Here is a 12,257-nt window from a genome sequence, read left to right on the forward strand (position 1 = left end):
GAATGTCTTAATTGAAGCCGAGGCTCATGCTGTATGGAAATCTCCGACTGGCGATATAGTTGACATTACTCCACATTCCAATGGAGAAACATCAATCTTGTTTTTAGTTGACAAACACATGGTATATGAGGGTAATTGCATACCTAATATACGTAGAGCATTGACCTCATCACCGTTAGTGGCTGAGTTCATTGGTCTTTATAATAAACGTGACCGAATAGCATCAGAATCAACGCAAAATACATTTTCGTTACCCGCTGATATGTACTTACGGATAATGGAAATTGAGCAAATGCTTAACCAGCGGGTCGGTCGAAATGATCCCTGCTCGTGTCAGTCTGGTATAAAATATAAAAAATGTTGCGGTAAGTACGATACACTGTGAGGTTAATAGGTTATGGCTAAATGTATATATTGTGGAACTGAATATAATTTGTCAGAATCGGATATTATTCCGGATGCATTAACAAACGCAAGAATATTAAATAGGAATGTATGTAAAACAGAACACAATAATAAGTTCAGTGACTTATTTGAGTATAAGGTAATTAGTGAACTGGCATTCCTCACTAATTCATTAGATATAAAATCAAGTAAAAGCAGTTCATACCCTAAGTATGAGGCGATATACAAAATTGCCGGGTTGGACTATTCGACAAAGCTATCTTCCGAAACTGAGTTATTTAGAGGAAGAAAGCTGAGAAGCACAGATGGTAAGCATCTGATGGGATTACTGAACGATATAGAGAATATTGCTAAAGATCCAAATAGAGTTGAACAAATTGATATAAATAAGCTTGAGATTGAAAAAAAAATTCAAATTAATACCAGTATTTTTTTTAGTGAAGAAATGTTTAGAACAATCTCAAAAATCGCATATGAATGGTATTGTTTAAAAAATGATATAGACGATAAATACAATGATTTTACGGACATTATCGATTTCATTACTTTGGGTGTTGGGCAGCCTGTATCTGTAATTGAAGATATCGATATTATAGGTTGCTTTAAGCAAAATACTCTGTTAGCAAGTCATTGTATTATCGGGTACTTGAGTCAAAATAAAAATATATATGTATTAGTGAATTTGTTTGGAGTGGCTTTATATAAAGTAGAAGTATGTAAATTCAATCCGCAATTGTGTAAGAATAATTGTATGTTGCAGGAATTTACAATTAATAGTGAAAGAAAAGAAATAATATATGAAGAGCCAGCTTCTTTATTCCACGATGTTCAAAATAGTTTTGTCCCTGGTGGAAAAATTAACGGAGCAACAGTAATGATACCAATTGATCTTTCAGATGCCTCACTTCAACAAAAAATCTTTTTGTGTACGGTATATCAGCTTATGGAAAGCGGATGTGTTGTAGAAACAAGAGAACCGACAAAAAACAGCATAGGCATTATAATTAATAATATTGATTATTTAATGAATCAAGGTTTAATTCATAAAAAAGCGTTAAAAAGATTTGCTAAAGAGTACATCATGGACTCAATTGAACCTATTGTATTAAACCCCGAAGGCACAAAAAATAAAAATGCCTTTATGTTTTTCATTGTTTATTTAATTGGTAAATATTTAGAAAACATTAATGATATTGAGCAAATAAATCAGCTGATTGAAGAACACCTTGGCAAACAAAATAAAGAATATACTGTTAACGATGATATTAGTGTAAAACTTAAAGAGCGTATTCTAGAAGATGGAGATTATAATGCGGTATTAAGTCAAGGAGCAACACTAATTATGAATTGGGAATAATGACAGATGAAATTGTATCGAATAAAGCCTTCAAGAGGTCAATACACTTTTGAAGGTTTTATTGCTTACAATTTGCTTAAATTGTAAAGCCAAATGCAACTACTAATCCCGCGAAAAAAGCCTGCAACGGATTAAGGTTTCATAAATATACCTTGCCGCCAAGGGGGTGCCAGCATCAATGGGCATCTTTTTTGTATCCTCAAGGCACGTTGAGAGTATAATTCTGATGACGTATTGTGGTTCAAAGAAGAAATAATAGGATTTGAACACAACATATAGTGGTTTGAGGACTAAAATTGGGTCAAAAAACAGTGAAAAAACACCGTTTTTTGACCTCTAAAAATAGGGTGTTTTATAGATGACATATGGTAATTTGAGAATATACGAGTCAATATAAAGAATTATTAATATATATTTTGCCATGTCAACAATTAGGAGGGATTTATTTGATTGATAATATATTAAAAATAGGTGGAGCAATAATTGGGGCTGTAGGTTCTGCAAGTATTGTTATTATTGGATTATCAAGTTGGTTAGGTAAGGTTTGGGCATCTAGGATTTATGAAAATGAGAGGAAAAAACATGAAGTTGAATTGAAAGAGTTTCAAAATAAACTTGATATTAAGTTAGCCGAGTTTAATAGTGAATTAGATCGAATAAGTCATCAAAACAAACTACGTTTTACCATATTACATGAAGAAAGAATGGCAATAATTAAAGAATTATATATAAAACTTGTAGATATGCAAGACTATTTAAATATATTTGTTAAAGATATGATGAATGGAAATATGGAGTCAAAAAAGAAAGAAACCTTAATCAATTATGATTTTCTTTGTAAATCAATATCTGATTTTATGAATTATACAAACTCAAATAGAATTTTTTTTAGTGAGGAGGTTATTTTTAATATTAGAGAAATTGAGGCTATAATTATGATTATTATGAATATGAATAGAACAATTATTGAGGAAGAAGATTGGGATGGTCAGGATATGGATAAATGGTATAAGCTAATGGACATCATGACCAAAAAAGAAATTCCAGAGTTTAGAGAAAGGCTTGAGAAAGAATTTAGAGATTTGTTAGGAATAACTATTTAAGATAATTTTTGATTATCATTAAACTTGCGAATGAAGAAAGCTTAGTTGGAATTAACTTAACTAGAATTAATAAATAGAGGAATTTTCTGGAAAAGAGTTAATTAGAGTTGTTTAAAGAGTTGAAAGGATGCAAATCTATTAATAAGCAAACTAATGAATAGATTATGTTTTAAAGTTTAATAAGATATGGGAATCATAATAATATTATGATATAATAAAATTGTAAAATTAAATATACACCAAAGTATCAAGAGTTAGGGTAGAGATTTAGCTCTATGACCCTATACCAACCTGCAATATGCAAGGTGGTCCAGCTAAAGATTCGATAAGGGGGTGAAAACATAATGATTTCAGATCTTCTTATCTTTTGATGAGAAGTTTTTTATTTATTCAAATATTTTATAGGAGATGATTATGTGAATACAACGGGTTTTATAAGAGGTTATATGTCAAAAAATATGAAAACAGAAGATTTTATTGGGGTAGTTGTTTCTGCTTTAAACAGAGAATTTGAAGAAATCAAGAATGGAGTAAAACTTGATAAAATTAATGATGACTTTATTGTAGCAATAGATGAATATAAGCTTACTCTAAGTAAAGCGCTAATTGATAGTCTTAAAAGTCCTTATGGGGTAGACAAATATATTTTAGAAGAATTTGAAAAGCAAGGTTTTAATTTTGATAAAAATAGAAGCCAATATATTCAATATTGTTTTGGAAATTATGTTGGAACTCAAGTTCTGTAAGCTTTTACAATACTCTATTATATAAAACTAAAACTAAAACTAAATAAAGAAATCTAGGAGGCGAAGTCGTCGGTCAACTTATGATCGATAGGCTTCGCCTTTTTTTATTTTAAAACAGAAAGAAAGGATTGAGAACAATGTCAAAATTATTTATGTATGGCACCTCCTTAGAGGGGATAGAACAGCTGATGGTTATGGTGCCAAATTTTCAACCAAGAAGAAGTGGCGTAGTTATTAATAATTATTTTAATTGTGAGGGGGGTGTTAAGGGGTGTAATTCTGTGATTAATTTTAGTAATAGATGCAATGACTGTGAATACATTCATTCTAGTTTCTTATCTAATATGGATAAGGTCAGGTACAAAGGTTTAATAAATGAATGCTTTAGAAAAATAAGAAATTATTCATTTAAAGATAGGTTGAAACATCTTTCTGATAGCTTTAAAGGGGAAGTATTCTTAAATTCTAATCATAAGGAAAGATTCTATTGTGTGATTTACGAACAAGATCTTCATATCTATGATATATCTTCAAGATATATTGCTGTCATATTTCTCCTTACTTCTGATGAGACTCTATGGAATCTACTAGAGCATACAGTAAAACCAAATGGATTTGATTTTAATAAGTGTAGCCTTAAACAAATAAGTACAGAAGGTTATGCCATATATCAAATGGCTAAAACCATATGGACAGGAAAAGAAAGTATTGAAATCAGTGAAATAGCAGATGTAGATTTAATTGATGATAAGACCTTTAAGACTATTATTAATGCTTCACTGATTACAAGGTATGGCACAGATATATTTTTAATTACAAAGTAGATGGAGGGATAAGACTTGAACATAACAATTAAAAAATTGAATAGAGAGAATGAAAAGACTAGAACCATATGGTTTCCCATTGAAGAAGAAAATCTAGATAGGATATGTAATGAGCTGGGAATAGAAATGACTACAGCATCAAATTGCTATATTGAAAATAGCATGGATAGAAATTTTCTAAACATACTGCATAATAAAAACTGTAATATAGATGAGCTGAACTATTTAATGAAAAGGCTGGATGGCTTTAGTCAAAAGGAGATAGAAAGATTTTACGCTGCATCCTTTGCAGAAAACCCTAAGACAATGGGAGAGCTAATAAATCTAAGTTTTAATATGCATTGCTATAGTCTTGTATCTGACTTTAATGATTTGGAAAAGGTGGGAAAAGACCTATATCTAACAGAGAGGCAAGCAGTATCGACAAAAGAAATAGATGAACTTGATGGTGAATCATATGCAATGGATGTAATAAAAAATAACCCTAATCCTATAATCACACCATATGGAGTCCTATATAAAAATAGTAATGTACCTGAACAAGTATATAACGGAAAGCAGTTCCCTCCATATATATGGAGGGAAACAATAGCAGCAGCACAGCTGACTGCAAAGGGAGAGAATGAATATATCTATCTTCCTTGTTCAGATGTTGAAGTTGAAAAAGCATTGATGAGATTAGAAACACCTTATCTCCATGATTGTGAGGTGGCAGTTGATAGCCATAGTTTTCCCGACAGTATACTAAATATTGTTTCTGAAAGTACAACACCAGTAATTAAGGTAGATGCCTTAAATAATTTAGCAAAGCATTATAGTGAGATGGGAAGTCAAGATACAAGATATTTTGAAAAACTTATGGATCATATTAAGCCTCGAACTATTGATGAAGTATTTGCACTTGCAGAATCCATGTATGAATTTGAACTATTTGATGGCATTAAAGATATGGAAAGCTACGGAAGATATATGATATGCGAATCAGGACGTTTTGAATACGATCCAAATCTTGAAGAATACATTGATTTTAAAAGATATGGCGGAGAAAAAATAGCACAGGAAGATGGAGCATTTTCAGATAAGGGATATATTATTTATCATGGATACAATCAAAAGCTTGCCAATTTATTATTCGAAAATCTAGGAATAATGATTCCTGAAGATAAAGAATTAAAGACATTAAAACTATATATGCCTTTAACTGTTACAACCTATGATATTGAAAATGATTATGGCGATAGAGAAACCTTAAATGAACCAATGGAATTAGGAAACTATGAAATAGTTGATTATATTGATGAGATCCTTGAAGCCATAGGAAGAGATATTCTTCCAGAAGAAAAAGAAAGAGGCCTTATGCGTTACTATGATGAACATGACAGTGTAAATGGGAAGGTAGCTAAATATGAATTTTCTGTTGAAATGGTAGATGATGAACTAATGGGTGTAGCAATACTAACATTAAATGATGATTTAACGTATAAAGAGCTTGGGAAAATAAAAGAAAATGTGATTGGACAGGCTGCAGACGGATGGGGAGAAGGTTTTGAACAGAGAGAAATAAGCACAGATATGGGAGACGTATATATTAGTTTCTGGAATAGCAGTAAGAGCTGGTTTATTAAAACAGCGGAAGAAATGGGAATAAATCAAAATCAGATAATGGGAGGGATGAAATTTGAATAATAGAAATCAAGTAGAAAGAATTAAAAAGATGTACCCTGCAGGAACAAGAATAGAATTACTTTCAACCATGGATGATCAGCAAGGAGTTGAGAAAGGGACTAAAGGTACAGTTATTCTCGTAGATGATATAGGAACTATACACATGAAGTGGGATAATGGCAGAGGCCTTGGACTTATTCCCGAAGAAGATAATTTCAAAGTCTTATCCAGACCACAAGAGGAAATCAAAGAATCAGAGGAACACTCCAAAGAACAGTCCCAAGGCATGGGAGGTATGAGTCTATGAGAGATTTAAATTATATGTGGAAAAGGCTTGAAGGAACAGAAGAAGAAAAAGCCTACCTAGATAAGCGATTTAATGAAATGTCAGTTAAAGAGCAATATGTTTTAGAGGGTGCTATTCAAATTATTGGAATATATACTGCAGCAGATATGATTAATCTTACTGAACAGTTAAGCGGTTTTGATTTCTATTATAAAGCCACAGATGAAAAACCTCTTGGAGAATATGTGGCTAAACATAAAGAAGGTGCATCTGATGAGATACTTCCATTTATAAATACAGAAAAACTTGGCACTGAATACCATGACGACTTTGAAGGTGCATTTACAAACGAAGGCTATACAATTGAAAGGAAAACTGTAAAACAAATTTATGATGGCTCAAACCTAGATAAGCTGACAGGGGATAATTGGACTATAAAAATTAAAGTTGGAAGTAAAAAGTATCCAGAGGGCTTATGGATAAACCTTCCTGATTACGGATCTTTTACTTTAGAACCTGATGAGCTAGATATTGCATTAGACGTACTTGGGTTAGAGAAGTGGGATGAAGGCAATTTATTAGATGCAAAATGTATATTCCCAAATATTACAGAATTAAAAAACCAGTATGATTCCATAGAAGAATTAATTGAGAGTGGTAATAATCTAGGTTATGCTTGTGATGAGCAAGATCAAGGGAAAGACTTTTATATGGAACATTTAGAATCAGCTATGGAGATTGAAGGATGTAGCAGACTTGATTTTGCCCTTGATATCTCTCAAAATCTAGACAGCTATGACTTCGTACCAAAAGGTGCAAATTTTGAAAAGTACGGAAGAATTATGGCAGAGAAACATGACATCGTAAAACCAGACTCAATATTAGGAGAAAACTTTGACTATGTAAAATATGCCATGGCAGTTATAGAAAAGGAAGAATTAGAGTCTTGCAAGCATGGTTTTATTAAAAGAAATGAAGAGAAGTTCTACTATGAATTCAGTAAAGAGCCAGGTAGCATGGAAATATCCATGGAATAGAAAAACTTCTGATAGCTATATTAAGTAACTTGTGATATATTGTGGTGCTTGAAGGAGGTGCACCATGGAAGATATTATTGAAATACTGGAAGAAGCGGTAACTGAGAGACTGGAAATAGCATATTTTAAATTGATTAAGGTGTTTATGTTAATCTAAAAGTAGACCACCATAATAATTGAAAACTGGTCCACCTTAAAATATAATACCCCTTGAAGATATCTTTTGAGGGGGGACAAGAGGTGATAAAGCTGGATCAGAAAGCAGAAATACTAATGAAATATTTTAGAGAAAATATGTCTCAAAGAGCAATAGCTAGAGAGATGAAGGTTTCTAGAACTACAGTAAGAAAATATATTAATAATTATGAATCTAAGTGTGAAGAAATAGAAGAACTAGCTAAGGATAATAATATTACTAATAGTGATACTTTAAATCTTGTTTCAGAAATGGTATCAGCACCTAAATATGATACTAGTAAAAGGACTAGAATTAAATTAACAGATGAAATAATAGAAAAGATAAATGAATTAATAAAAGAAAATGAGAGAAACCGGTTACTCGGTAGACATAAGCAATTAATGAAGAAAATTGACATACATGAAAAATTGATTGAACTAGGATTTGATATTAGCTATCCTACAGTTTGTAATTACATAAGGGATAATCATGAGAAAAAGGAAGCTTTTATCAGACAGGAATATGATTTAGGGGAAACACTAGAATTTGATTGGGGTGAAGTTAAAATTACAATAGGTGGTAAGCCTACAACTTTTCAAATGGGTCTTTTAACTACAGCCTGTGGTTCACATCACTATGCAAGGCTTTACCAAAATCAGAAGATGGAAAACTTTTTAGATATTCATGTTAGGGCCTTTAATCGTATGGGTGGGGTCCATAGAGAATTAGTTTATGATAATCTAAAGCAGGCCGTAAGAAGGTTTGTTGGAAGAAATGAGAAAGAAGCTACAGAGGATTTAATTAAAATATCAATTTACTATGGGTTTAAATACAGGTTCTGCAATGTGGCTAAAGGAAATGAAAAAGGTCATGTAGAAAAAGGGATTGAATATGTTAGAAGAAAAGCATTTTCAAGTCAAACTGACTTTGAGTCTATAGAAGAAGCAAATACTTACCTTGGTGAGAAACTATTAGAACTTAATTCTAAAAAAAGAAACTGGTTACAAAATCAAAGTCCCTTAGATATATTAAATCAAGAAATGGCTTATCTAATACCGTTAAAGCCACCCTATGATGCCTCTAGAAGAGTTGAAGCAAGGGTTAATAAGTATAGTGTAATAACCATAGATCAAAATAAATACTCAGTACCAGATTATCTAGTAGGTAAATTTGTAAATGTAAAAATATATCCAGAGATAATAGAAATATATTACAAAGATAATAAGATAGCTGAACATAAGAGGTCATATCAAGCCCATTATTGGAGTATAGATATAAATCATTTTATTCATACATTAAAAAAGAAGCCTGGAGCATTACACGCAAGTGTTGGTAGACACCAGCTTAGCCCAGAGCTTCAAGAAACATATCAAGAATATTATACCAGTAATCCAAGAGATTTCATAGAACTTTTGGAATTAATAAAGGAAAAAGATTTAGACAGCGTATTAAAAGCAGTAGAAGAATTAAGGAAAATAAAGAAAGAATTAGTAACAACAGATAATATTAAAAATATAATTTTCAAACTTCCAATGGATAAAGAATCCTTAGAAACTAAGGATATATCAATACAAAATGCATCATTAAAGCAAATCTCAATATTAAATGATTTGTTTAACTTAAAACCAATAGGGAGGTATGAAAATTGAATGAAATATTACAAGAAATTAAAAAATATGTATCAGAACTGAAGATTCCAGGTGTGAATCAAGGGTTAAAGATGAGCATTGAAGAAGCATACAAATTTGATAAACCCTATGAAGAATTCTTAAGAGATATCTTAATAGAAGCCTATGATATGAGAAAGGAAAATGGCAAGAAAAACAGAATTAAGAATGCTAGATTTCCCTACAAAAAGTATCTAGATGAACTAAGGGTAGAATATTTACCAGAAGACTGTAGAAAGAGGCTTAAAGAGCTTAAAACACTTAATTTCATAGAGGAAGGTAGGAATATAATACTAGCAGGAAATCCAGGAACGGGTAAGACCCATCTTTCAATAGGACTGGGCATAGAGCCTGCAATACGGGCTATAAAGTGTACTTTACAACAGTAGCATCCCTAATAAATGAATTGAAAGAATCCAGAAGTGACAAGAAATTATATACTTTTGAAAAAAGATTTGAAAAGTATGATTTAATCGTGGCAGATGAATTAGGATATATTTCTTTTGACAAAGAAGGAAGTGAATTACTTTTTACATTTCTCTCCCTCCGGGCAGAGAGAAAGTCTACAATAATAACTACTAATTTATCATTTGATAGATGGAATGAGATATTCAATGACCCAGTTTTGACAGCTGCATTAATTGATAGATTAACCCATAAATCTTATGTAATAAATATGAATGGTGATTCTTATAGGATTAAAGAAACTAGGGAATGGTTAGAAGAAACCAATTAGTTTACATTACCAAGTGGTACAGTTTTCGATTATTATATGGTACACTTTTCAGTTGACAAATACATAAGGAAAATGAGGAAGTAAAGCAAGGAGTAGAAATGGTAAAGGAATTAAGTATAAAGTTATATGAAAATACTGATATTCCAAAAGAAGTAAGAAGGCAGATTGAAGATTATAAAGACATATCCGACTTTGTAGAAAGGGAGATGCAAAAACACATTTATTTAGAAGGAATAAAAGATAGTATTAAACTCTTAAGAGAACTTGGTGTACTAAGATAGCGCGGAAGATATCCGTGTTTTTTTATACCCCCAAATAAAAAGGCCGATTGTTAGCTGTAAATTACAGCAAAACAGTCGGCCTTTTTTTGTTGTCCAAAAACGTGGAAGGGAAAAGGAGGCAGGGAGGTGGAACATAAATTTTCAACCTATATAAAAGAGTATCATACGGGAAAAGAAAAGGCTGTGTCCAGTGCATATCTTCAAAATAGATTCTGTATCAGCTCCAGAACTGTCAGGAGACTAGTAAACCAATTAAGAAATGATGGCAATCCCATATGCAGCGGTGACAAGGGATACTATTATGCTGCCGACAGAGAGGAACTTATTGCAAGCATTAGGCAGATGACAAGCCGAATAAAGGAGATATCCAAAGCAAGAAGAGGGCTGATCAAAGCATTGGAACATTTTCCAGATGATAGTGACCAGCTGAGATTGAACTTTGATGATGAAGCAGAAGAGGGGTGATGAAATATTAATAGTTTTATGAGTTGGATAGGCGGGAAGAAGGCTTTAAGGGAGTTAATAGTGTCAGTATTTCCTCTTTATTATGAACGATATATAGAAGTGTTTGGAGGCGGAGGTTGGGTTTTGTTTCATAAACCTCCTGGCAATGATTTTGAAGTATATAACGATTTTAATGGACTTTTGACTAATCTCTACCGATGTGTAAGGGAAAAGCCAGATGAGTTAATAGAGGCACTGCATTTCGTGTTAAATTCTAGGGAGGATTTTGAAATAGTAAAGAATTCACTTGCAAGGGATAGCCCTGCAAGTGATGTAGAAAGAGCCTCATATTTTTATCAGCTGATTCGCTACAGCTATGCATCAGGACTTACAAGTTATGGCAGTCAGCCTCATGATATGTGGGTTAATTTCCCCTTAATTGAACAGGCACATAGAAGACTTAGCAAAGTAGTTATTGAAAATAAGGATTTTGAAAAGCTGATAAGGCAGTATGACCGCCCTGTCAGCTTTTTCTATGCAGATCCACCCTATTATGAGACAGAAAAATATTATAAAAACGTTGGTGAAGATGGATTCAAGAAAGAGGATCATATAAGGCTTCGGGACACCTTAATGGACATAGAGGGGAAGTTCTTGCTTTCGTACAATGACTGTGAGTTTATAAGGAATTTATATGATGCACCAAATATTCAGATTGAAAGCTTTACCCGCATCAATAATATTAAACAACGTTATGACAATGGTGCCCAGTTTCCAGAAATACTTATATCAAATTATGATATGCAGGAAAGGAAGGATAACAATCCTTCACAAATAAATATATTTGAAATGAACAATGAACTTTAAAATGAGGAGGAATTCCATATGAAAATTATAAAAGAAAATTCTAATAGCAATATCATTATACCAATTGAGGTACTAAAGGCTTCAAGTCTTTTAGATAGTGAAGATATTGAATTAAAATCATTGGAAAATGGATTTGTATTAATGAAAGGAACTATGAATGCAATGGAGCTTATTAAACTAGCTGAAGGGCTTAAGAGTTTATCAGAAGAGTTAATAGTACATCTTGCAGGAGTCTGTGGAAGATGTCTTGACTGTTCATACTGTGAAAAATTTGAAGAATATGATGAGATTATAGTACCTGATTATTTACTAGAAGAGGCAGGAATACCCATAGATGCAAAACTTTGTGCTTATACAGAAGAAGATAGTGGCGAGGTGGTAGTTATGCAGGCAGACTATGATTATGACATAGCTGATGTACCAAACTTTGTTATTGATATTTTTGAAATATCAGGAATCTGTATAAGAGAATTAGAAGAAAAATTAATGACAGATAATATTGTCTATGGAGATGAATAATCATCAGAAAGAGAAATTATATGGGCTCTGTAAACTAAATATGAAAAAATAGTACAATATCTTCATAGAATTGCTCTAAGTTTCTTTGGATTGCTCTAAATTTCGCTTTGCATATGATAAAGCTTCGTCTATGAAATCATCA

Annotated in this window: 14 protein-coding genes and 1 pseudogene; 14 read left to right on the forward strand and 1 reads right to left on the reverse strand. The window is 32.1% G+C overall.

The features are described from left to right. Nucleotides 1-24 precede the first annotated feature (24 nt). Nucleotides 25-192: a hypothetical protein gene (locus KQI38_RS21820; RefSeq protein WP_246565472.1), complete on the reverse strand. Its 168-nt coding sequence runs from the start codon at nt 190-192 to the stop codon at nt 25-27. A gap of 100 nt (nt 193-292) precedes the next feature. Between KQI38_RS21820 and KQI38_RS22740 the strand changes: the two genes are divergently transcribed. The 14 genes and pseudogenes from KQI38_RS22740 (at nt 293) to KQI38_RS00480 (ending at nt 12,115) form a co-directional block, all read left to right on the forward strand. Further along, nucleotides 293-385: an SEC-C metal-binding domain-containing protein gene (locus tag KQI38_RS22740; protein WP_420857124.1), complete on the forward strand. Its 93-nt coding sequence runs from the start codon at nt 293-295 to the stop codon at nt 383-385. Between the two features lie 12 nt (nt 386-397). Continuing rightward, nucleotides 398-1,762, forward strand: a complete 1,365-nt coding sequence (locus tag KQI38_RS00420; RefSeq protein WP_216554193.1) for a hypothetical protein — start codon at nt 398-400, stop codon at nt 1,760-1,762. A 446-nt stretch (nt 1,763-2,208) separates the two neighbouring features. After that, on the forward strand, nt 2,209-2,865 hold the full coding sequence (locus tag KQI38_RS00425; protein WP_216554195.1) for a hypothetical protein: 657 nt from the start codon (nt 2,209-2,211) through the stop codon (nt 2,863-2,865). A gap of 416 nt (nt 2,866-3,281) precedes the next feature. Further along, nucleotides 3,282-3,611: a hypothetical protein gene (locus KQI38_RS00430; RefSeq protein WP_216554197.1), complete on the forward strand. Its 330-nt coding sequence runs from the start codon at nt 3,282-3,284 to the stop codon at nt 3,609-3,611. A 137-nt stretch (nt 3,612-3,748) separates the two neighbouring features. Beyond that, on the forward strand, nt 3,749-4,435 hold the full coding sequence (locus tag KQI38_RS00435) for a hypothetical protein (RefSeq protein WP_216554199.1): 687 nt from the start codon (nt 3,749-3,751) through the stop codon (nt 4,433-4,435). 15 nt (nt 4,436-4,450) lie between these two features. Then, on the forward strand, nt 4,451-6,121 hold the full coding sequence (locus tag KQI38_RS00440) for an antirestriction protein ArdA (protein WP_216554201.1): 1,671 nt from the start codon (nt 4,451-4,453) through the stop codon (nt 6,119-6,121). Continuing rightward, a complete protein-coding gene (locus KQI38_RS00445) occupies nt 6,114-6,407 on the forward strand; it encodes a DUF4314 domain-containing protein (protein WP_246565474.1) in 294 nt (97 codons plus the stop codon). Before KQI38_RS00440 ends, KQI38_RS00445 begins: the two co-directional genes overlap by 8 nt. Continuing rightward, on the forward strand, nt 6,404-7,423 hold the full coding sequence (locus tag KQI38_RS00450; protein WP_216554203.1) for a hypothetical protein: 1,020 nt from the start codon (nt 6,404-6,406) through the stop codon (nt 7,421-7,423). The genes KQI38_RS00445 and KQI38_RS00450 overlap by 4 nt, the downstream gene beginning before the upstream one ends. Nucleotides 7,424-7,663: 240 nt before the next feature. Beyond that, nucleotides 7,664-9,250: an IS21 family transposase gene (gene istA, locus KQI38_RS00455; RefSeq protein WP_216554205.1), complete on the forward strand. Its 1,587-nt coding sequence runs from the start codon at nt 7,664-7,666 to the stop codon at nt 9,248-9,250. 71 nt (nt 9,251-9,321) lie between these two features. Beyond that, nucleotides 9,322-10,004, forward strand: a pseudogene (gene istB / locus KQI38_RS00460) (IS21-like element helper ATPase IstB). A 98-nt stretch (nt 10,005-10,102) separates the two neighbouring features. Continuing rightward, nucleotides 10,103-10,285 (forward strand): hypothetical protein, encoded by a 183-nt coding sequence (locus KQI38_RS00465; RefSeq protein WP_216554207.1) that lies wholly within the window; start codon nt 10,103-10,105, stop codon nt 10,283-10,285. 126 nt (nt 10,286-10,411) lie between these two features. Then, nucleotides 10,412-10,750 (forward strand): HTH domain-containing protein, encoded by a 339-nt coding sequence (locus KQI38_RS00470; protein WP_216554209.1) that lies wholly within the window; start codon nt 10,412-10,414, stop codon nt 10,748-10,750. Nucleotides 10,751-10,768: 18 nt separating this feature from the next. Then, on the forward strand, nt 10,769-11,596 hold the full coding sequence (locus tag KQI38_RS00475) for a DNA adenine methylase (protein ID WP_216554211.1): 828 nt from the start codon (nt 10,769-10,771) through the stop codon (nt 11,594-11,596). 18 nt (nt 11,597-11,614) lie between these two features. Then, nucleotides 11,615-12,115, forward strand: a complete 501-nt coding sequence (locus KQI38_RS00480) for a hypothetical protein (RefSeq protein ID WP_216554213.1) — start codon at nt 11,615-11,617, stop codon at nt 12,113-12,115. Nucleotides 12,116-12,257 lie beyond the last annotated feature (142 nt).

This window comes from Tissierella carlieri, from assembly GCF_018917285.1.
Lineage (GTDB): Bacteria > Bacillota > Clostridia > Tissierellales > Tissierellaceae > Tissierella > Tissierella carlieri.